The following is a 19232-nucleotide window of genomic DNA, read 5'->3' as shown; positions in this document are numbered from 1 at the left end:
CTCGCGAAGTGTTTGCGCCGACCTCACGCCCGCGTGTGGTGGGGATCGCAGCCGGTTGTGTCGCGGATTCGTTGTTCGCCGACCCTCGGCGCGGACATCCCGTGGCGCTCTTCGGCAGTGTGGCGGCCGCTTTGGAGCGTCGCAGCTACGCCGACACCCGTGCGGCGGGCGTCGTGCACACGGCAATCCTGCTCGGCGCGCTGACACTGCTCGGCGCCGCGGGGGATCGAATGTCGCGGCGCCGGGGTGCCGCAGCGGGCACGGTCACCACGGCCGCGACGGTGTTCGTCGCGCTGGGTGGAACATCGCTGGCCCGCGCCGGGGACCAGATGGCTCGACACCTGGACCGCGGTGACACCGACAACGCCCGCCGACTGCTGCCGTCGTTGTGCGGTCGCGACCCCTCGGTGCTCGACGAGGCCGGCCTCATCCGCGCGGCGCTGGAGTCGGTCGCGGAGAACACCTCCGACGCCCACGTGGCGCCGCTGCTGTGGACCGCCCTCGGGGGCGTGCCTGCGGTGCTGGTGTACCGCGGTGCGAACACATTGGACGCGATGATCGGTCACCGCTCGCCGCGCTATTTGCGCTTCGGTTGGGCGGCAGCGCGTTTCGACGATCTGCTGAACCATCTCGCCGCCCGCGCGACCGCGGTGCTGGTTGCCGCATGTGCCCCCGTGGTCGGCGGCTCTCCCGTCGCGGCGCTGCGCGCGTGGAAGCGTGACGCCGCCCGGCATCCCAGTCCGAACGCAGGCGTGGTGGAGGCCGCATTCGCGGGCGCGTTGGGGGTGCGGCTCGGCGGCCCCACTCAGTACGCGCACGAACTGGAGATCCGGCCGACGCTCGGCGACGGCCCGCCGCCACAGGTGGCCGACCTGCGCAAGGCTGTGCGGCTGTCGCGGGCGGTCCAACTGGCCGCCGCTGGGGTGGCGATCGCGCTCAGCGCCGTCGGCCGTACCGGTCGGCGAGCTTCTCCTCCGTCGTGAGCGGAGCCTCTGGCTTCGCCTGCGCGGCCTCCCGAGCAGCCTTCTCCCGTCTGCGCTCGCGCAGTTCGGCATAGATGAAGTAGCCCAGCCCGATCGGCGCGATGATGCCGAACGCGATCCACTGAATGCCGTAGGACAGGAACGGTCCGGCGTCGAGGTGCGGCAGCGGGATCGCGCCCAGTCCGCCCGGCTGATCGGCCTCCAGCTGCAGATAGGAACCGGCCAGCGGGACACCCGTGATCGCCGAGATCTGCGCGGTGTTGATCGAGTACACCTGCTGGATGCCGTCCTGCCGGAACGGCTCCTTGCCTTGCACCAGCCCCTCGGAGTCGCGCAACCGCGCCGCGATCGTCACCGTGCCGTCCGGCACCGGTTCGATCTCCGGCACCCCCGAAGCCTGTACCGGCCGCACGTATCCACGGTCGACGAGCACCGTCGGCCCGCCGTCCACGGCGAACGGAACCAGCACCTCGAATGCGGGCTCGCCCTCGACGATCCGCAGCCTCGCGAGCACCTGAGCCTCGGGTAGGTAGCGTCCGGTCGCGGTGACCCGCCGCCACTGGTCGTCCGGGGCTGCCGAGTCCTGGTTCGGCAGAAGCGAGGTCACGGGGACCGGCTCGGCGGTCAAGGAGTTCGCGATCTGCGCGTTTTCCCGCGAGGTCTTGGTGTTCTTGCCCAACTGCCACGGCGCCAGCACGGTGAAACAGAGGTACGCGAACGCGGCCACGACGACAAACAGCGCCAGCCATGACGGCCGCAGCAGGAAGGACCACCGGCGCATCAGCTGGCGATTCCCCGGTCGGCAAGCTGGTTGTCGACCCACTCGTGCAGACCCGGCAGCGACGCTTCGATGACCGTGTACACGTCTTCGAAGTCGGAGTGATCGCCGTAGTAGGGGTCCTCGACGTCCAGTGCATGAGCACCCGAACGCGGGTCGAACGAGCGCAGCATCCGGATCCGTTCGGCGGGCACACCGAGATCCTTGAGCATCCGAACGTGGTTGCGGCCGAGTGCGATCACCAGGTCGGCGGACATGTGGTCCTCGTTGACCTGGGCGGCCCGGTGCGCGGTCGGATAGCCGTGCTCGCGCAGGACGTGGCTGGCCCTGCGGTCCGCGGGCTCGCCGGCGTGCCAACCGCCGGTGCCGGCGCTGGTCACGCGGACCGCGTCACCCAGGCCGCGCTCGTCGATCTGATGGGCGAACATCTTCTCCGCCATCGGCGATCGGCAGATGTTGCCCGAGCAGATGAACGTCACGTGCAGGGGTTCAGACACCAAGCACCTCACGCAGGTCTGCGACCGAGGCGACGTGCGCGGCGGCGGCAACGGCGTCGGGTCCGTCGAAATCGTCCTTGCCGTAGCCCCATCCGACGACCACGGTCTCGATACCGTGCGCGGCGGCACCTTCGACGTCATGCGACCGGTCGCCGACCATCAGTGTGCGCTCGGGGATCTCGCCCAGCTGGGCCAATGCGTGGGCGACGACGTCGACCTTGTGTGCGCGCGAACCGTCGACGCTTGCGCCCGCGATGACCTCGAAGCAGTCGGCCAGGCCGAAGTGGGCGAGGATCCGCTGCGCGGTCGGCTCGGCCTTCGAGGTGGCCACCGCCAGGCGCACGCCGGCCGCGCGCAGATCGGCCAGCAGCGCGGGGATGCCGTCGAAGACCCGGTTCATCGCCCACCCTCGGGTCCGGTAATCGGTGCGGTATGCCTCGATGGCATCGGTGGTGCGGTCGCCGAGCCCGAGGCTTCGCAGTGTGTGGTGCATCGGCGGGCCGATGATCATGCTGGCCAGGTCTCCGTCGGGCACGACGGCGCCGACCGACCCCAGGGCATGGCGGAAACTCGAGACGATGCCCTGCGCCGAATCGGTCAGGGTGCCGTCGAGGTCGAAGATCACCAGTTGGGGGCGGGTCGCCGTAGTCGTGGAGGCCAGCATGTCGGTCACGGGTCCATTCTCCCCGATCGCAGAACCACCGCAGCCAGCGCACTAGGGTCGTGATGTGGTGAGTCCGCTGCGTGCTGCCGCGCGGTACCACGGCGATCAGGCTGTGGTCCCCGGGATGCTGGACTTTGCCGTCAACGTCCGCGCTGATGAGCCCCCGTCCTGGCTGGTCGACCGCCTCTCGGCCCGGTTGGCCGATCTGGCCCGGTATCCGAGCGCGACCGATTCTCAGCGGGCGCTCGACGCGGTCGCAGGAAGGCACGACCGCGCCGCCGACGAGGTCGTGCTGCTGGCGGGGGCGGCCGAGGCGTTCGCGCGGTTGCCGGACCTGCAGCCGCGACGCGCCGCCCTCATCGCCCCGTCGTTCACCGAACCGGAGGCGGCGCTGGCCGCGGCCGGGGTGCCCTTCGCGCACGTGGTACTGGAAGCGCCGTACACCCTGACCCCGGACGCGGTGCCCGGCGACGCCGACCTCGTCGTCGTCGGCAATCCGACCAATCCGACCGGCGTACTGCACACCCGCGAGCAGGTGCTCGCCCTGCGCAGGCCCGGGCGCATCGTGGTGGTGGACGAGGCGTTCGCCGACGCGGTTCCCGGCGAGCCTGGATCGCTGGCCGCCGACGCCCTGCCCGACGTCGTCGTCCTGCGCAGCCTGACCAAGACGTGGGCGCTGGCCGGGTTGCGCGTCGGCTACGCGCTGGGCGCGCCGGACGTGCTGGCACGGCTGACCGCACGGCGTCCGCACTGGCCCCTCGGCACGCTGCAACTCGAGGCCGTCGCGGCGTGCAGCACACCCGATGCGGTGGCCGAGGCCGACGATGCCGCCCGGCGGCTGACGGAGGTGCGCGCGGAGATGGTGGCCGGCTTGACTAGCATCGGCGTGCATGTCGTCACCGGTTCGGCCCCCTTCGTCCTGTTCTGTGTGCCGGATGCCGAACTGATGCGAAAACACCTGGATCGCAGAGGTATTGCTGTGCGTCGCTGTGACACGTTCGTCGGGCTGGACGGTCAGTTCCTGCGCGCGGCGGTACGCCCGGAGTGGCCCGTGCTGGTCGACGCGATGGCCGAGGTGCTGCGATGAGCGCCCGGCTGGCCGACATCATCGACGTGCTGGAGGCGGCATACCCGCCGGAGCTGGCGCAGGACTGGGACTCGGTCGGCCTGGTCTGCGGGGACCCGTCGGAGACCGTCGAGACGGTCACGGTTGCTGTCGACGCCACCGCCGATGTCGTCGCCGAGGTTCCCGAGGGCGGCCTACTGCTGGCTCACCATCCGCTGCTGTTGCGCGGCGTGGACACCGTGGCCGCCAGCACTGCCAAGGGCGCCCTGATCCATCGCCTGATCCGCAGCGGCCGGGCGCTGTTCACCGCCCACACCAACGCGGACTCGGCTTCGCCCGGCGTCTCCGACGCGCTGGCCGAAGCGCTCGGGCTCACCGTCGAGGAGGTGCTCGCGCCGGCGAGTGCGGAATCCGATTTGGACAAGTGGGTCGTCTTCGTGCCTGCGGAGAACTCGGAGGCGGTGCGCGAGGGCATGTTCGCGGCGGGGGCAGGGCGTATCGGTGACTATTCGCACTGCTGCTGGACCACGACTGGCACCGGGCAGTTCCTGCCGCACGACGGCGCGTCACCGGCGATCGGCAGCGTCGGATCCGTCGAACACGTGCCAGAGGACCGGGTGGAAGTCATCGCCCCCGCGCGGTTGCGCGGGCACGTGCTGGCCGCGCTGCGGGCCGCGCATCCCTACGAGGAACCCGCGTTCGACGTCTTCGCGCTGGCGCCGATTCCCGGCAATGCCGGGTTGGGACGCATCGGCGTGCTGGATCGTCCTGAACCGTTGTCGGCGTTCGTGTCTCGCGTGCGCGAAGCACTACCCCCCACGTCGTGGGGCGTGCGCGCATCTGGTGACTTGGACGCCGAGGTGTCGCGGGTCGCGGTGTGCGGCGGTGCGGGTGACTCGCTGCTCGGCCTCGTCGCACGCATGGGTGTCGACGCGTACGTGACGTCGGACCTGCGGCACCACCCCGCCGACGAACACCGACGCGCTTCGCAGGTCGCGCTCGTGGACGTCGCGCACTGGGCCAGCGAATACCCGTGGTGCCGCCAAGCCGCAGACCTGCTGCAAGCCCATTTCGGTGACGCGCTGCCTGTGCGGGTGTCCGACGTGCGCACCGATCCGTGGAATGTCGAGAGATGAGCATGAAAGCCGAAGTAGCTCAACAACAGACGCTATCCGAGTTGGCCGAGCTCGATGCTTCCCTTGCCCGGCTGGAGCATCGGGTGAAAAACCTCGCCGAACAGCAGCGGCTCGAGGAGGTACAGGCCGCGCATCGGGAGGCCAACGACCGACTAGCGGCACTGCAGATCGCCATCGAGGATCTCGACGCCCAGATCGCCAAGTTCGAATCCGAGATCGACTCGGTCCGCCAGCGTGAAGACCGTGACCGCAAGCTGCTTTCGGGCGGCTCGGTGGACGCCAAACAGCTCACCGAGTTGCAGCACGAACTCGACACCCTGGAGCGCAGGCAAGCGGCGCTGGAAGATTCGCAACTCGAGGTGATGGAGCGACGCGAGGAACTGCAACGCGACCAGCAGGCCGCGGTCGCGAGGATGGACGAGCTGCAGAACGAGCTGCGCTCCGCGCAGACCGCATGCGACGACGTCCGTACCGAGCTGGTTCAGCAGCGCCACCAGAGCCTGTCGCGCCGCGACGAACTCGTCGCGGCACTCGACGCCGACTTGGTCAGGCTCTACGAACAGCAGCGCGCCCGCGGCGGCGCGGGGGCCGGCCAACTGCAGGGGCGCCGATGCGGAGCGTGCCGCCTCGAGATCGACAAAGGGGAGCTTGCGCGCATCTCCGCGGCGGCCGACGACGAGGTGCTCCGCTGCCCTGAGTGCGGCGCGATCCTGTTGCGTCTCAAAGGGTCTGGCGGGTGAAGGTCATCGTCGAGGCCGACGGTGGCTCGCGCGGCAACCCGGGTCCGGCGGGCTACGGGGCGGTGGTCTGGTCGGCGGATCACGCCACGGTGTTCGCCGAGCGCAAGGAGGCGATCGGTCACGCGACGAACAATGTCGCCGAGTACCGCGGGTTGATCGCCGGCCTGAGCGAGGCGGCGAGCCTGGGCGCCACCGAGGTCGACGCGCGAATGGACTCCAAGCTCGTGGTGGAACAGATGTCGGGCCGGTGGAAGGTCAAGCACCCGGACATCGCGGCCCTGCATCAGCAGGCCACAGCGCTGGCCACCCGTTTCGACCGGGTCACCTACAAGTGGATTCCGCGTGCGGAGAACAGCCACGCCGACCGGCTGGCCAACGAGGCGATGGACGCCGCGGCCGAAATTCCTTCGGGCGTGGCGGGAACGGAACCGCATCAGGCGTCGAACCCCACCGCGTGGAGCGGTGCGCGTGGGGCGCCGACGCGGTTCCTGCTGCTGCGCCACGGCCAGACCGAGTTGTCGGTCGACCGTCGATACTCGGGGCGCGGTAACCCCGCGCTGACCGAACTCGGGCGTCGTCAGGCCGAAGCCGCCGCGCACTATCTCGGACAGCGCGGGGGCGTCGCGGCGGTCGTCACGTCACCGCTGCAGCGGGCGTACGACACCGCGGCGGCGGCGGCCAAAGTGCTCGGCCTGGACGTGACCGTCGACGACGACCTGATCGAGACCGACTTCGGGGCCTGGGAGGGCCTGACGTTCGCCGAAGCGGCCGAACGCGACCCCGACCTGCATCGGCGTTGGCTGCGCGACACCTCGCTTGCGCCTCCGGACGGCGAGAGCTTCGACTCCGCTGCTGAGCGTGTCGGCAGGGCGCGGGCACGGATCCTGGCAGAGCGTGGGGGGGAGACGGTGCTGGTGGTCTCGCATGTGACGCCGATCAAGACGTTGCTGCGGATGGCGCTCGACGGTGGCCCGAACATCTTGTACCGGCTGCATCTCGATCTCGCGTCGCTGTCGATCGCCGAGTTCTATGCCGACGGCGCGGCATCGGTGCGGTTGGTCAATCAGACGGCTTACCTGGATTAGTCGTGTAGGTGCAGCCGCTCGCCGTGCGGCCCGAAGATCGTGATCGCCTCGACCGGCCCGTCCACCACGCCGAACCAGTGCGGCGTCCACGTCGAGAACTCCACCGCCTCACCAGGTTTCACGGTGAAGTCGCGCTCACCGAGGATCAGGCGCAGCTGGCCGGACAGGACGTACATCCAGTCCTGGCCTTCGTGCACCGGAAGTTCAGCGGGCGGGTTGCGCCGCCGGGCGCTGATCCGGATCTTGAAGGCGTGCAGACCGCCGGCGGCCTGGCGGGTCAACGGCCAATACGTGATTCCGTGTGCGGTATGGGATCCGCTGCGCACGCGTGGGTCCTCGGCCTCCGGTGCGCGCAGCAGCTCGTCGGTGCTCACCGACAACGCGACCGCCAGTCTGGGCAGGTGGTCGAGGGCGAGGCGGCGCTTGCCGGACTCCAGCCGGCTCAACGTGGACACGTCGATGTTCGACCGCCGGGCTACATCCTCCAGTGTCAGGCCGTGCTGGGTGCGTAGTTCGCGCAGCCTGCGACGCACCCGCGCGTCGACGCTGTCTTCATCTTTTGCCTGCATGGCAAGAAAGCTTGGCAGCTTCTCGCGGCCGCTGCAAGGTAATCGCATGGACAGAATTTGGGATTGCGTCGTCGTCGGTGGCGGTGCCGCCGGGCTGAGTGCCGCGCTGGTGCTGGGCAGGGCTCGTCGTCGCACACTGCTGATTGACGGCGGCGCACAGAGCAACCTCCCCGCGCACGGCATCGGTGGGCTTCTGGGCCACGACGGCCGGCCGCCGGCGGAGCTGTACGCGTTGGGACGTCGAGAGTTGTCGGCGTATCCGTCGGTCGAAGTGCGAGCGGCAGAAGTCACCGGCGGGGAGCGCGCGGACGGACTGTTCGTCCTGCGGTTGGACGACGGCGGAGTCGAGCGTGCCCGGAAGGTGGTGTTGGCCACTGGCATGGAGTACCGGCCGCCGCCGCTTCCCGGCCTGGCGGAGCTGTGGGGTCGGTCCGCTTTCCACTGCCCGTTCTGCCACGGCTGGGAAGTCCGCGATCAGCCCCTGGCCGTGCTGGCCAGCGGTGAGCGTGCGGTGCATACGGCACTGTTGCTGCGTCTCTGGAGCGACGACGTCGTCCTGCTCACCGACGGTCCCGCTGATCTCGACCTCGCACAGCGCGAGCGGCTGGCGGCTGCGGGTGTGACGATCGACGACCGGCCGGTGGCCGAATTGGTGGGTGCCGCAGGCACTCTGGAGGCCGTGGTGTTCACCGACGACAGCCGGCTGCCCCGGGCGGGCATCCTGGTCGCCACGACGCTTCACCAGCGCACTTCGCTGGCCGAACAACTCGGCGCCACAACGGGCGAGCCGACTCCGGTCGCGCACAATCCGGTTCACGTCGACGCGTTCTATCGCACCAGTGCGGACGGGGTTTTCGCCGTAGGCGACCTGGTGGCACAGATGCCGCAGGTGGCCGCCGCGGTGGCGGCGGGTTCAGCGGCAGCAGCCGCTGTCGTGCAGAGCCTGGTCGAAGCGGATTTTCCAGCAGTCGTTCCGGAAAGGAGCCGACATGTCAACGCCTGACGCCAAACAGCATTGGGAGGAGCGTTACAGCGAACGCAATCGCATCTGGAGCGGTCGAGCGAACGTTCGGCTCGTCGGGATGGTGTCGGACCTCGAGCCCGGCACCGCGCTCGATCTGGGCAGCGGTGAGGGCGGCGACGCGATGTGGCTCGCCGAGAGGGGATGGCGGGTCGTCGCCGTCGACATCGCCGAAACCGCTTTGCGGCGTGCGGCCACCGATGCCGTCGCGCGCGGGGTGGGGGACCGGATCGACTTTCAGCAACACGACCTGTCGGAGAGCTTCCCCGACGGCGAATTCGATTTGGTGAACGCGCAGTTCCTGCACTCGACGTTCCCGCTTGACCGGACGGCGATCTTCCGGTCGGCCGCGCGGGCGGTCCGGGCGGGCGGACTTCTGCTCATCGTCGACCACGGCACACCGCCGCCGTGGCTTTCCGAACTTCATGGCCACCACCAGACGTTCATACCGCCCGAGGAGGTCGTCGCCGCGCTGAACCTGTCTGAGTCCGAATGGGAACCGGCAAAGATCAGTACGCCGATGCGTGACGTCACGACGCCGGACGGCGAGCCGGCGCAATGGTCCGACAACGTGATCCTGCTGCGGCGCCGGTAGACGCCGGTCGCGGTCGGCGTCTAGTGTGGTTCTCCACAGGCCGAAACTCATTCACAGAGAAATGCTTTCGTCGTTAAGACTTGTCAGTGGTCGGGCGTAGTCTCGGAAGCATGTTCGAAGAGGCTTCGGATGCGGACTTGGTCACCTTGATGGGTGAGGAGGCGCGTGAGGAGGCCGCGGCGACGGGACGGCGGTTGTCGTTGGTGGGGGAGTTGTGCGCGCGGCGTCACCCCGAGATGGTTGGAGCCGAGTTCTATGTCGCTGATGCGATCTCGGCGGTAGCAGCTGAGATCTCGGCGGTGCACAACATCAGCCACGCCCGGGCGGTGAGTCAGGTCGAGATGGCCCTGAGCCTGCGGGATCGGCTTCCGCAGGTGTTGCGGAGGTTTCGTCGGGGGGTGATCGACTATCGGATGGTGTCGACGATTATCGCGCGCACCCAGAACGTCGATGACGAGGTGATGGTGGGCCTGGATGAGGCGTTGGCCTGGCGGGTTGAGAAGTGGATGAAGCTGTCCAAACCCAAACTGCGTGATCGCATCGATGTGTTCATCGCCGAGTTCGATCCGGCCGCGGTGCGCGTGCCGCCCGAAACCGACAGGCACCGCTATGTCGAGATCAATCCTGGCGACGTCGCGGGGATGGCCTTGATGTCTGCACAGCTCCGTGCTGAAGATGGCGCCGCGCTCGATGCTGGGTTGGATGCGTTGGCGGCCACGGTGTGTGACAACGATCCGCGCACCAAGGCCCAGCGCCGCGCTGATGCGTGCGGGCCGCTGGGGCGCCGGGAAGCCACACTGGCCTGCCAGTGCGGGCTCGACGATTGCCCGGCGGCTGGGCGGCGGGCGGAGGCGGCTGCCGCGGTGGTCCATGTGCTGGCTGAGCAGGGCACCGTGGAGGGCACCAGCGCCAGACCGGGATATCTGCCCGGTTTCGGGGTTCTGCCTGCCGAGTCGGTGCGTGAGCTGGCGCGCAACGCCGATCTCAAGCCGGTGATCGTGCCCTCGGCCGATGACGCTGCGCGCGCCGGGTATCGTCCCGGCGCCAGGTTGACCGAGTTCTTGCAGTGGCGCGACGTGACGTGTCGCTGGCCTGGATGTGACAAACCGGTGTGGGGCTGCGATGTGGACCATACGGTGCCGTGGCCCTACGGCCCGACACATCCGTCGAACACCAAGCACTACTGCCGCATTCATCACCTGATCAAGACCTTCTATAGCGGCAGCGGTGGCTGGCGGGAAGAACAATTGCCTGACGGTACAGTCGTTCTCACCGCCCCGACCGGACACCGGTACCGATCCGAACCTCACGGGGCGAGCATGTTCCCGGTGCTGCGCCAACCCACCGGAGTCATCCGAGCCACCGCGCCCCCACCGAACGACAGCGCCGAGCGGATGGCGATGATGCCGCGCCGCAGGCAAACCCGCGAACAGGTGCGTCGTGAACGCATTGACACCGAACGACGGCGACGCAGCGAACTGATCGGCGAAGAGCAACGCCAACATCAGGCGTGGCTCGCCGCGAATTACAAGCCTCCGCCGTTCTGAACTCGGCGTCACGCGCAGCTTGCCGGCAGGCCAATTGATCATGAAATTGATGAACCTGCCAATATTCGGTCTCCGCAGCTCTAAGCTCGTGTCCAGATCTTGCCTCGTGTTTCGGACAAGCGACCGTAGGAGACAGGAGTCGATGAAAAATCTCCATGTAGGAACGACGGCTGGTCTCTGCGCCGTTGCTCTGAGCTTTGGGCTTGTGGGCTGTGGTTCCAGTGATGACACCGCTGCCACGACAACGACCTCGGCGACGAGCACGACCGGCACGTCGGCCGCGCCCAGCCCCCAGGCCGACGACGAAGACACGATCAGCGAGTACATCACCGAGAACGGGATCGCCGAGACGCCGATCAGACCGGGTGAGCCGGGAACCCCCGATTTCGATTTCCCCATTCCACCCCGATGGAGCGATGCGGGGGAGGCGACGCCGGAGTGGGCCTACGGAGCCATCGTCTACGACGCCCCCAAGGATCCCAACGATCCGCCCGACATGTACGCGATCGCCTCCAAACTCACCGGCAACGTCGACGCGGCGAAGATCTTCGAGTACGCGCCGGAGCAGCTGGAGGACATGGCCGAGTTCAAACCATTGGGAGAACCCACGAGGAGCTCCTTCGGCGGCTTCGACTCGATTTCGTTCGCCGGCAATTTCATGGACAACGGCAAGCCGCGATTCGTCGCTCAAAAGACGGTCGTCGTGCCGGCAGCCGACGGCCTATTCGTCCTTCAGCTGAATGCGGACAGTCCCGAAAGCGAGCAGAACGTGGTGCTCGATGCCATCAAGGTGATCGACGAACAGACGACCATCAGGCCCCCGTCGTGATCACCGGCATCCGAGACCCATGGACCCCGCTTACCGACGGAGACACATCGATATGAGAATCCGGACATCGGCTCCAGCCGCCCTGTTGGCTTCGGTGTGCAGCGCCGTAGTGATCTCGTCGTCCCTGGTGACCGCGCCTGCGGCGGTTGCGCAATGTACGGCCGGCGAGGTGTGGGACCAGCGCACCGGGGTGTGCTGGGACCAGTCCCAGACCTCACTTGGGGTCTCGGGCACCGGCGGCTGGTGTAAACCGGGCCGGATCGGACTGTGCATCGCGGCTTGGCAGAACTCACAGGTCCCCGGCGCGAACCTCAGTCCCGCGCCGCCCGCGGGCCCGGCGCCACGCTCGACTTGGCCCCGCGGCTGACGTCCGCCTAAAGCATCACGACGGCGCCGTCCACGGGGTCAACCGAGGAATCCACGCGCGCACGTTTGCACGGTACGTCTCGTACTGCGACCCGTAGGTCCGGACTAGCGTGGGCTCTTCGTACCACCGCACGAACGACGCGGTGACCACCCATGCGATCGCGGCGTACAACACCAACCACAGGTTGGCGAAAAGCGCTGCCTGGCCGAGGATCGCGATGATCAGACCGACGTACATCGGGTTCCGGACCACCCGGTTGAACCCGGTGACGACCAGCCGCTGGGTCGGCGCAACAGGCATGGGAGTGCCGCCTGCCCTGACGAATTCGATGAACGCGTGGATAGGCGGTATCAGGCCGGCGACGATCACGGTCCCGCCCAACACCACGCGCCACGCCGCAGCGTCGGAAAGCTCCCAGCGCGTGATCAACCACGGGCCGACCCCGACGACGGTGCCGGGCGCGATCACGAAGAAGGCAGCCGAGGCGAGTGCAGCGGTGCTGGTCCGCACGTGCACTACCCCGTGATGGCCGAGATGTCCGCGAGTTGGGTCAGGCGCACGCTGTTACCCGACGGATCGCGGAATCCACAGTCGATGCCGTAGGGCATCTCGTGGGGCTCCTCCGTGAACTCGACTCCGCGCGAACGCATTTCCTCGTAGGAGGCCTGGCAGTTCTCCGTCGTGAGAAACACGGTGCCCGCGAAGCCTTTGGCCGTCAGGTCCAGTACCTGCTTACGGGTCGGCTCGTCCATGACCGGTTGGCCGGGTACGGCCATCAGCACGATCGACACGTCGTCCTGGCCCGGCGGTCCGACAGTCAACCATCGGAAGAGGCCGTCGACATCGGGCAGTGAAACATCCTGCCGCACTTCCATACCGACCTTCTCGGTCCAGAATCTCAGTGCGGCTTCTTGGTCATGTACCCACAGGTGGGCGCTTGCGATTTTGATCATGGCTCGACGCTACGATCGCCCGGGTTTGTTCGTCTTCTCCCCGTGTGCTGTCTTGGGCACCCGACTGTCCGCGGGCGGCCGGGTGTCGCGCTTGAGGATGCAACTCGGAACCCGGGCGTGGATCGCCGCCGGCGGCAGGCTCGCGCGGTACGCGGCCGGCGGCAGCCCGTACACCCGGGCGAAGCTGGTGGTGAACGACCCCACGCTCTGCAGGCCCACCATCACGCAGATGTCGGCGATCGAGCGGTCGGTGTTGCGCAGCAGCGCCGCGGCGCGTTCCAGGCGGCGGGTCTGCAGGTAAGCGCGCGGTGTTTCGCCGAAGGTGCGGGTGAACATCCTGCTGAAGTGCGCGCGAGACAGGCCCGCGGCCGCGGCGAGGTCGTCGACGGTGATCGCCTCGGCGTACCGCGCGTCGACCAGATCCTTGGCGCGCATCAGATAGCGCGCCGGAGGCGCCTGTGCCATGCGCCAAGTATGTCGAACTCGCGGAACAGCGGCGACAGGCGCTACGTTGAACCAGCGGATGAGTTGGCTGGGCGGCCGCGGGATCCAGGTTCGCCTGGGTTTCGAGGAAAGTCCGGACTTCACAGAGCAGGGTGATTGCTAACGGCAATCCGAGGTGACTCGCGGGAAAGTGCCACAGAAAACAGACCGCCACCACCGGGCCTTCGGACTCGGGGTGGTAAGGGTGAAACGGTGCGGTAAGAGCGCACCAGCACTCCGGGTGACCGGAGTGGCTAGGCAAACCCCACCCGAAGCAAGGCCAAGAAGGCCGCAACCTGGTTGCGGCCGCGCAGACGTTCGAGGGTTGCTCGCCCGAGCCTGCGGGTAGGCCGCTCGAGGCACCCGGCGACGGTGTGTCCAGATGGATGGTCGCCACCTCGCCGCCGCGGTCAGCCGCGGTGGTGCGGGACAGAATCCGGCTTACAGGCCAGCTCGTTCGCCTCAGCCCCTTGAGCTGCAAAGTCAGCTCAAGGGCGCTGCGGCCGTCCGCAGTGCGTCCGCAGCAACTCCGAGCACCGAATCAACCGCGTCACGCGTCCGATCGTCCGAATCCGGCCACAGGTGCGAGTAGGTGTCCAGAGTCTCGACGGCCGACGCATGACCGAGGCGCGCCTGTACCGTCTTCACGCTCTCCCCGTGGCGGATCAGCAGGCTCGCGTAGTAGTGGCGGAGCGTGTGGAATCCGGTCCCGGTCGGAAGCGCCGTTCTCGCGACCGCGGGACGCCACTTGTGGCCGAAAGCCTGCCGGGTGATCGGCTTGCCCGACAGCGTGAACAGCAGCCCATCGGATGCGGCCGGAAACGCCGCCAGGTGCGCAGCGAGCGCATCGACAACGACCTGCGGCAGGGGGATGGTGCGGTTGCTCGCTTGTGTCTTGGGTGGTCCCAGCGACGGCGGCTGACCCGGCACGGTGACGAGCTGGCGGTCGACGGTCACGGTGCGCTCAAGGAATTTCACTCGGTCGACCGTGAGGCCCAAGCACTCGCCCTGGCGCATGCCCGTCCCGGCTGCAAGGGTGACGAGCGCCTGGAGCTGCGGAGGTAGCCCCTCCCGCAGCGCCGCCACCTGTTCGGTCGTCAGCGGCACCACCTGCTTGCGCTCCACCTTTGGAAGCTTCGATCCATCGCACGGATTCGCGACGATGCGTCGATCCCGGATCGCCGCCTTCATGATCGTCGACACGACGCCGTGCACCACGCCGATTGTCGCCGGCGCGAGTTCGAGGCCCTTGACCCACGCCTGTATGTCGCTGGGCAGGATCGACGAGAGTGGTCGGTCTCCTAGGACCGGATAAGCGTGCCGACGCAACATGGTCTCGATGTGTGCGCGGGAACTGGGGCGCTGTACCTGCATCCCGCGCCATCGTTCGGCATAGTCGCGAAACGTGACCTGGCCGGCCTTCGGGTCCACGTACTGCCCGGTGACTACCGCCGCCGTAACCTCGTCGAGCCACCGCTGAGCAGCGACCTTGCGGGTGAAGCCTCTGGCGTGTTCGCGACCCTGCTCATCGACATACCTTGCGCGCCAGCGGTTTCCCTTGCCGTCGCTGGCCGATGGTGTGCCGTCTGCCTTGCGCCAGCGGTCTTCCACGCCCGACCGGCGGTTACGCCTCTGTGCCATTCGAGTCGCTCCCTTCGTTCCGTGCCTCGTCGATGAAGCCCTGGATGGTCCAGTCCCGCGCGGCGTCAATAAAGACCCGTGTCCCGAAAGGAAGTCGGTCTAGGTGCTGTCTGTCCGAACTGTCGAGCACGTCGAGGAAGTCCCGGTAAGCCGAATCATATTGCCGCACAGCGATAACTAGCTGATTACTCGCTCGAGCCACGGTCTGAAACGCACTGACGATTTGAACGCTGCCCATCGGTAGGTCGTCAGCGAAGAAGTCGGCGGGATTGATGCGAAGTGCCGCAGCCGCAGCCGCCAATTCATCAACGTTGATCGGCCGCTTGCCGCCCTCAAGTCGGGTGACGGTGAGAGGGCGAATCTCACGGCCCAGTCGAGCCGTCATCTCTAACGCAAGCTCGGCCTGGGTCATCTTCATTTCGCCGCGCACGGCTGCAATTCGTGCCCCAACTTGTTGGTTCGTGATGTTCTCCACGTGAACATGTTGCATGGCGCTTGACGTGAAGACAAGGGGCGATTACGTTGAGCTTCGTTAGAAGCACAACATTGCAACTTCATCAGAAGAAGGGAGTCGGTGATGGCGGCAGTGCCAGACCGGATCGTGTTTGCGCCGGAGCTCTCGACGCTGCTCGGTGGGATCCCGCTCGGGACCATTCGATACTGGGACGCGACTGGCCGAGGTCCACGCTCGTTCAAGATTGGAAGACGCCGGGCTTGGCGCCAATCTGAAATCGATCAGTGGCTCGCCAATCAGGAAGCCACGACTAGGTCTGGCGAGGCATGATGAACGCCGAATCGCACGAGCTCGCAGCGCTCCTCGCAAGCTCCATAGATGGCCCGGCGTGGGACCTGGGGTTCGGCCTAGGACCAACGGATGCCGACGGCCGGATGCTCCGAGAGGCCTACACGTTCATCGAAGGCGACGTCATCACCATCGTCGTCACAGACCCCTTCGGCGGCAAACGTGAATACATTGCCGCAGTTCATCTAGCAGGAGAGGTTACTCCAGACGCTGCGGCCCACCTGAATCAGTTCCTGCGATTACATCAGTTTCTGCGCATGAAAAAGCGAAGGTTGCGTGATGGTTGGCGGCGACTCCGACGGATTCGCGCTCGTCGACTGGGAACGTAGCGCCTGCCTCTGCGATGTCGGTTCGGCTGGCTACGTGATCGCGCTGTGCGTGACCAGCACCGGCGAAGAGGTGGCCTGGCTCGTCAACGAAGCAAGAATGCGCAACGGCGAAACCTTTAAGCGCGACAACGGCGATCAGTTGCACGAGAGGCTCGGCCGGTTGCCCGTCGCCATACGTGAGCGCGTCTCGCCGGCGCCGCGCTGCGGCCAGCCAACACGCGCGGGCACGCCGTGCCGGCTGCGAGTCAAGGCAATGGGTCAAGCATGCGGACTGCACACGGCGACGGTCGAACCGTGAGACCGCCCGCCTTCCTTAAGGTGTCGCCGGCTGAGATCGGTCGCGTCGGGCCGCTCGGCGCATGCATCTTGGCGCTGGTCCGATATGTGACGGCGCTGCCGGGCGAATCGAACGGCCGCAGAATTATCGACGGCGAGATGTGGTGGTGCGCATCGCACGACGACATCGGCCAGGCCTTGGGCGCGGGTGTGCCGCGACGAACCGTGTCGGCGACGGTTCGCAAGTTGCAGGGCATGGGCGACCTGTCGGCCGTTTCGAGGCAGGACTTCTACGGCGACCGAGCACAGGCATATAGGGCCTCTGATGTGCCATTGGCAAGATCCGATCAAGGCTGTGACGTGCCATTGGCAGATATTGCCCACCGATCGGCAGATTCTGCCGAGCACCTCGGCGGAAATCGACGGTCGTCGTCGGCAGATTTTGCCGGCCTTCCTCTACCTGAAGAACTTGGAGAAGAGGGGGAGACCGGCGAGCTGGCCGCGTGCAAGTCGCTCAACGCGGAACCCGTCCCCAACGACGGCAACGACCCCCCGCCCCCAGATTCCTCCGATAAGAAACCACAACTGGTCGATGTCGAAGAAGTAGAACCGGCCAGCCGCGAGCTAGTCACTCAACGCATCGACGGCATAGACGGCATAGACGCGATCGTGGGCGAAGTAGCCGACGACCCCGAACCTGAACCGCAACCTTACTGCGACCGGCATATGCCCCGAGGCACCGACAACAGCTGTGGCGCCTGCGGCCGGCGCAGACGCATCCGCGAGGTATGGGCGCAGCGACAGAATGCACTCTCCTTGGAACGGATCCTGGCCAAGGCAGCCGAGCCAGCGCGGCCCGAACGGGCGCCTTGGCACCCAGTACCCAAACCCGAACCGCCCTCATGGATTCCCGGACTCCATGGGCCGCGTTGCCGGCGCCACGGTCACCTTCAGTTCGCGCCCGCCGACTGCGCAGGATGCCGCGGGGCCGCGGTAGCAGCCGGGGAGTCGGCATGAGCCGCCGTAGCGCAATCGAGCAGGCCGCGCCCGGGGAACGGCTATCTGCGGTCCGCCGGTGCCGTCGCTGCGCCCAGTGCAGCTGGCAGCTTGGCCCAGATCACACCCCGATCGACCCAGCCGTCCGCTGCAGGCACAAGAGCCAACCGCCGCCGGCATCGGACCGGACCATCACCGAACCCATCCACCAACCCGAGCCGTGGTCGGCGTCATGAAGTTCACGCCAGCCGAAACCGCATTGCTGCTCTACGCCGTTAACGACCTCATCGTGCGTCGCACAATCGGCAACAGACCGGGGCCGCACGGGTTCGTCGCCCTGCGCGACCGACTCAACGGTTGCGTACACGCAACCAAAAGTTGTGCGGCGCAGCCTGAATCGTCACCCTTGGTAGACGAACTCATCGACACGACCGAAGCAGCAGCAATCCTCAATTGCTCAATGAGCTGGGTGAGAAACCCTCGCATTCGCGACAAGCTTGACGGCCGCGACATCGGCGGTCGATGGCTTTTCCCGCGACAGACCGTCGTCGAGCACGCCGAACGAAAGGCAGGGGGGCACAAGTGAGCCCAATCGAATACCTACGACTAGGAGTCGAGCAGTACCTCCGAGAGCTGCGCGACGACGAGTTCAGCGACCTTATCGAGCGGGTGCGCCCGCCTGGCGCCCGACGGGGACCGCTGGCATCCGATCGCGGCGCATTCGCGCGGCAGCTGTTCGGCGGTGGGGATGATTAGCACAAATGACACACGGCGGTCCGGGTTGACCATCGTGGATCGGGCCGCGATGGACGTCGACCGCGCCGCCGTAAAACGCGATGAGCGGGAGCAAGCTGCGCGTGCCACCGCCGAACGCATCAAGGTCCTGCGTCACATCGTGTTTCGGAACGCCGCTCGCGGCAACCGCGAGATCAAAGACCTCACGAACGAGTCGGACGCGGCCCGGCTTCTCATCCGGGCCAGCGTGTCGGCCGATGGCTTCGCGGTCCTCGGGGTTGTGCGAGTGGCGATCGACAACCGTTGGGGCGACGTCGTAAACGCCGGCATCCGCTACTTCGGAGAACACCCTGTAGCAGAGCGCATACAAGAACTGTGGAACCTCTCCACAAATCGCCCGGCGGTCTGACCGCTCAGAAAGGAAAACGCACACAATGTCTCTCACACAGCTCGAATCCCAGATCGAAGACCTCCGCGCTCAAGCCGCAAGCATTCAGAAGCGATCGGCCCGCACCCGTGACAGTCTCGACAACGACAACACCCTCTCCGACATCGGCCGGCGAGCGAAGCTCGACAGCGAGCGTGATCGGATGCGTGAGCAGCTACGAGACCTTCGCAAGAAGGAAACCGAACTCATCGACGCCAAGAAGCAGGCGGTCGAGAAGCGGTTGTTCGGGCTGACCAGCGTGACCAGCAGCGACCCCGGACAGATCCTGCTCTACCGAGATTCGCAGGACCGAGCAGCCCGACTCACTCAAAGCGACGACGCAGCAGAGGTCTTCGCCGCGGCCCTGCGATCCGGCGACAAGACCCTCGCCGCAGCAATCCTCGGACGAGCACTCAACGCTGGCTGGAACAGCATCGTCGCCGAATACGTCAAGCACCACCCCGACGCCGCTCAAGATCTCAACGACCTAGCCAAACTTAGGCAGTACCGATCCTTCGAAGCCACCATCGCCTACGCCTGGGGCGCATAACCACCCGACGGCCTCGCGGCCGGGGCGAACGGACCGTAATCACCGAAGCCGCATTCGCCGCGAGGCACCAGGGGGAGTAACCCCCCACCCGGGGCCCCACGCGCCACCCAAGGCATTGGCAAGGCCCCCCCTGGTCCCCCACAAAAAACAACCGCCGGGAAGG

At 67.0% G+C, this 19232-nt stretch carries 24 protein-coding genes and 1 other RNA gene; 16 read left to right on the top strand and 9 right to left on the bottom strand.

Translation table 11 applies throughout. The features are described from left to right. Positions 1-8: 8 nt before the first annotated feature. Complete coding sequence (locus CEX88_RS15285) at positions 9-983, top strand: cobalamin biosynthesis protein (protein WP_094294121.1); 975 nt, start codon at positions 9-11, stop codon at positions 981-983. On the opposite strand, the gene CEX88_RS15280 is transcribed toward CEX88_RS15285, so the two are convergent. The 3 genes from CEX88_RS15280 to CEX88_RS15270 are packed head-to-tail and all read right to left on the bottom strand — an operon-like array spanning position 937 to position 2922. Beyond that, on the bottom strand, positions 937-1764 hold the full coding sequence (locus CEX88_RS15280; protein WP_094294120.1) for an SURF1 family cytochrome oxidase biogenesis protein: 828 nt from the start codon (positions 1762-1764) through the stop codon (positions 937-939). The two genes, CEX88_RS15285 and CEX88_RS15280, sit on opposite strands and share 47 nt — an antisense overlap. Continuing rightward, positions 1764-2258 carry a low molecular weight protein-tyrosine-phosphatase gene (locus CEX88_RS15275; protein WP_094294119.1) on the bottom strand — a complete coding sequence of 165 codons (495 nt, stop codon included), beginning with the start codon at positions 2256-2258 and terminating at the stop codon, positions 1764-1766. Before CEX88_RS15275 ends, CEX88_RS15280 begins: the two co-directional genes overlap by 1 nt. After that, on the bottom strand, positions 2251-2922 hold the full coding sequence (locus tag CEX88_RS15270) for an HAD-IA family hydrolase (RefSeq protein ID WP_094294205.1): 672 nt from the start codon (positions 2920-2922) through the stop codon (positions 2251-2253). Before CEX88_RS15270 ends, CEX88_RS15275 begins: the two co-directional genes overlap by 8 nt. A gap of 64 nt (positions 2923-2986) precedes the next feature. Between CEX88_RS15270 and cobC the strand changes: the two genes are divergently transcribed. From cobC to CEX88_RS15250, 4 genes are read left to right on the top strand one after another with little or no spacing between them, the layout of a single operon-like run. After that, positions 2987-4009, top strand: a complete 1023-nt coding sequence (cobC, locus tag CEX88_RS15265) for an Rv2231c family histidinol phosphate aminotransferase CobC (RefSeq protein ID WP_066841774.1) — start codon at positions 2987-2989, stop codon at positions 4007-4009. Continuing rightward, complete coding sequence (locus CEX88_RS15260) at positions 4006-5124, top strand: Nif3-like dinuclear metal center hexameric protein (protein WP_066841775.1); 1119 nt, start codon at positions 4006-4008, stop codon at positions 5122-5124. The genes cobC and CEX88_RS15260 overlap by 4 nt, the downstream gene beginning before the upstream one ends. A 2-nt stretch (positions 5125-5126) precedes the next feature. Continuing rightward, entirely contained in the window at positions 5127-5864 is a 738-nt protein-coding gene (locus CEX88_RS15255; RefSeq protein ID WP_094294118.1) for a zinc ribbon domain-containing protein, read from the top strand. Continuing rightward, entirely contained in the window at positions 5861-6949 is a 1089-nt protein-coding gene (locus tag CEX88_RS15250; RefSeq protein WP_068199286.1) for a bifunctional RNase H/acid phosphatase, read from the top strand. Before CEX88_RS15255 ends, CEX88_RS15250 begins: the two co-directional genes overlap by 4 nt. Here CEX88_RS15250 and CEX88_RS15245 read toward each other — a convergent pair. Beyond that, positions 6946-7518, bottom strand: coding sequence for a helix-turn-helix domain-containing protein (locus tag CEX88_RS15245; protein WP_068199285.1), 573 nt, complete (start codon positions 7516-7518; stop codon positions 6946-6948). The genes CEX88_RS15250 and CEX88_RS15245 overlap by 4 nt on opposite strands. Before the next feature lie 46 nt (positions 7519-7564). Here CEX88_RS15245 and CEX88_RS15240 point away from each other — a divergent pair, with 46 nt between their 5' ends. The 4 genes from CEX88_RS15240 to lpqN all read left to right on the top strand — a co-directional run bounded on the left by CEX88_RS15240 (position 7565) and on the right by lpqN (position 11510). Next, the gene (locus CEX88_RS15240; RefSeq protein ID WP_094294117.1) at positions 7565-8521 is read left to right on the top strand and encodes an NAD(P)/FAD-dependent oxidoreductase; all 957 of its coding nucleotides are present in this window, start codon (positions 7565-7567) and stop codon (positions 8519-8521) included. Continuing rightward, positions 8508-9134, top strand: coding sequence for a class I SAM-dependent methyltransferase (locus tag CEX88_RS15235; RefSeq protein WP_094294116.1), 627 nt, complete (start codon positions 8508-8510; stop codon positions 9132-9134). The genes CEX88_RS15240 and CEX88_RS15235 overlap by 14 nt, the downstream gene beginning before the upstream one ends. 110 nt (positions 9135-9244) lie before the next feature. Then, positions 9245-10681, top strand: a complete 1437-nt coding sequence (locus CEX88_RS15230; protein WP_094294115.1) for an HNH endonuclease signature motif containing protein — start codon at positions 9245-9247, stop codon at positions 10679-10681. A gap of 142 nt (positions 10682-10823) precedes the next feature. After that, positions 10824-11510, top strand: a complete 687-nt coding sequence (lpqN, locus tag CEX88_RS15225) for an envelope biogenesis lipoprotein LpqN (protein ID WP_094294114.1) — start codon at positions 10824-10826, stop codon at positions 11508-11510. A 382-nt stretch (positions 11511-11892) separates the two neighbouring features. Here lpqN and CEX88_RS15220 read toward each other — a convergent pair whose 3' ends face one another. Genes CEX88_RS15220 through CEX88_RS15210 form a run of 3 tightly spaced genes read right to left on the bottom strand, consistent with a single transcriptional unit; the run spans position 11893 to position 13295 of the window. Next, positions 11893-12387 carry a methyltransferase family protein gene (locus CEX88_RS15220; protein ID WP_094294204.1) on the bottom strand — a complete coding sequence of 165 codons (495 nt, stop codon included), beginning with the start codon at positions 12385-12387 and terminating at the stop codon, positions 11893-11895. Between the two features lie 5 nt (positions 12388-12392). Beyond that, the gene (locus CEX88_RS15215) at positions 12393-12830 is read right to left on the bottom strand and encodes a VOC family protein (protein WP_066841783.1); all 438 of its coding nucleotides are present in this window, start codon (positions 12828-12830) and stop codon (positions 12393-12395) included. A 9-nt stretch (positions 12831-12839) separates the two neighbouring features. Then, the gene (locus CEX88_RS15210; protein WP_094294113.1) at positions 12840-13295 is read right to left on the bottom strand and encodes a helix-turn-helix transcriptional regulator; all 456 of its coding nucleotides are present in this window, start codon (positions 13293-13295) and stop codon (positions 12840-12842) included. 59 nt (positions 13296-13354) lie between these two features. On the opposite strand from CEX88_RS15210, the gene rnpB reads away from it, so the two are divergent. Further along, positions 13355-13773, top strand: an RNA gene (gene rnpB / locus CEX88_RS15205) — RNase P RNA component class A. Positions 13774-13796: 23 nt separating this feature from the next. Here rnpB and CEX88_RS15200 read toward each other — a convergent pair. Next, a complete protein-coding gene (locus tag CEX88_RS15200) occupies positions 13797-14954 on the bottom strand; it encodes a tyrosine-type recombinase/integrase (RefSeq protein ID WP_094294112.1) in 1158 nt (385 codons plus the stop codon). After that, complete coding sequence (locus tag CEX88_RS15195) at positions 14938-15429, bottom strand: helix-turn-helix domain-containing protein (protein WP_126315845.1); 492 nt, start codon at positions 15427-15429, stop codon at positions 14938-14940. The genes CEX88_RS15200 and CEX88_RS15195 overlap by 17 nt, the downstream gene beginning before the upstream one ends. Positions 15430-16035: 606 nt before the next feature. Between CEX88_RS15195 and CEX88_RS15185 the strand changes: the two genes are divergently transcribed. The 6 genes from CEX88_RS15185 (at position 16036) to CEX88_RS15165 (ending at position 19069) form a co-directional block, all read left to right on the top strand. Next, positions 16036-16383: a hypothetical protein gene (locus CEX88_RS15185; RefSeq protein ID WP_094294110.1), complete on the top strand. Its 348-nt coding sequence runs from the start codon at positions 16036-16038 to the stop codon at positions 16381-16383. After that, positions 16380-17378 carry a hypothetical protein gene (locus CEX88_RS25920; RefSeq protein ID WP_126315847.1) on the top strand — a complete coding sequence of 333 codons (999 nt, stop codon included), beginning with the start codon at positions 16380-16382 and terminating at the stop codon, positions 17376-17378. The genes CEX88_RS15185 and CEX88_RS25920 overlap by 4 nt, the downstream gene beginning before the upstream one ends. A 211-nt stretch (positions 17379-17589) precedes the next feature. Further along, a complete protein-coding gene (locus CEX88_RS15180) occupies positions 17590-17943 on the top strand; it encodes a helix-turn-helix domain-containing protein (protein WP_141209851.1) in 354 nt (117 codons plus the stop codon). Then, positions 17940-18113, top strand: coding sequence for a hypothetical protein (locus CEX88_RS26075; protein ID WP_202931510.1), 174 nt, complete (start codon positions 17940-17942; stop codon positions 18111-18113). The genes CEX88_RS15180 and CEX88_RS26075 overlap by 4 nt, the downstream gene beginning before the upstream one ends. 34 nt (positions 18114-18147) lie before the next feature. After that, positions 18148-18501 carry a hypothetical protein gene (locus CEX88_RS15170; protein ID WP_094294107.1) on the top strand — a complete coding sequence of 118 codons (354 nt, stop codon included), beginning with the start codon at positions 18148-18150 and terminating at the stop codon, positions 18499-18501. 25 nt (positions 18502-18526) lie between these two features. After that, positions 18527-19069, top strand: coding sequence for a hypothetical protein (locus CEX88_RS15165; RefSeq protein WP_094294106.1), 543 nt, complete (start codon positions 18527-18529; stop codon positions 19067-19069). Positions 19070-19232 lie beyond the last annotated feature (163 nt).

Source organism: Mycobacterium neumannii (assembly GCF_002245615.1).
GTDB lineage: Bacteria > Actinomycetota > Actinomycetes > Mycobacteriales > Mycobacteriaceae > Mycobacterium > Mycobacterium neumannii_A.
This window is presented reverse-complemented; position numbering and strand designations above follow the sequence as displayed.

Excerpts from the sequence above, each read along its gene's own strand:
- CEX88_RS15280 (WP_094294120.1), bottom strand. The coding sequence starts at position 1,764 with ATGCGCCGGTGGTCCTTCCTGCTGCGGCCGTCATGGCTGGCGCTGTTT.
- CEX88_RS15270 (WP_094294205.1), bottom strand. The coding sequence starts at position 2,922 with ATGCTGGCCTCCACGACTACGGCGACCCGCCCCCAACTGGTGATCTTC.
- CEX88_RS15260 (WP_066841775.1), top strand. The coding sequence starts at position 4,006 with ATGAGCGCCCGGCTGGCCGACATCATCGACGTGCTGGAGGCGGCATAC.
- CEX88_RS15255 (WP_094294118.1), top strand. The coding sequence starts at position 5,127 with ATGAAAGCCGAAGTAGCTCAACAACAGACGCTATCCGAGTTGGCCGAG.
- CEX88_RS15245 (WP_068199285.1), bottom strand. The coding sequence starts at position 7,518 with ATGCAGGCAAAAGATGAAGACAGCGTCGACGCGCGGGTGCGTCGCAGG.
- CEX88_RS15240 (WP_094294117.1), top strand. The coding sequence starts at position 7,565 with ATGGACAGAATTTGGGATTGCGTCGTCGTCGGTGGCGGTGCCGCCGGG.
- CEX88_RS15235 (WP_094294116.1), top strand. The coding sequence starts at position 8,508 with ATGTCAACGCCTGACGCCAAACAGCATTGGGAGGAGCGTTACAGCGAA.
- CEX88_RS15230 (WP_094294115.1), top strand. The coding sequence starts at position 9,245 with ATGTTCGAAGAGGCTTCGGATGCGGACTTGGTCACCTTGATGGGTGAG.
- lpqN (WP_094294114.1), top strand. The coding sequence starts at position 10,824 with ATGAAAAATCTCCATGTAGGAACGACGGCTGGTCTCTGCGCCGTTGCT.
- CEX88_RS15215 (WP_066841783.1), bottom strand. The coding sequence starts at position 12,830 with ATGATCAAAATCGCAAGCGCCCACCTGTGGGTACATGACCAAGAAGCC.
- CEX88_RS15210 (WP_094294113.1), bottom strand. The coding sequence starts at position 13,295 with ATGGCACAGGCGCCTCCGGCGCGCTATCTGATGCGCGCCAAGGATCTG.
- CEX88_RS15200 (WP_094294112.1), bottom strand. The coding sequence starts at position 14,954 with ATGGCACAGAGGCGTAACCGCCGGTCGGGCGTGGAAGACCGCTGGCGC.
- CEX88_RS15185 (WP_094294110.1), top strand. The coding sequence starts at position 16,036 with ATGGTTGGCGGCGACTCCGACGGATTCGCGCTCGTCGACTGGGAACGT.
- CEX88_RS15180 (WP_141209851.1), top strand. The coding sequence starts at position 17,590 with ATGAAGTTCACGCCAGCCGAAACCGCATTGCTGCTCTACGCCGTTAAC.
- CEX88_RS15165 (WP_094294106.1), top strand. The coding sequence starts at position 18,527 with ATGTCTCTCACACAGCTCGAATCCCAGATCGAAGACCTCCGCGCTCAA.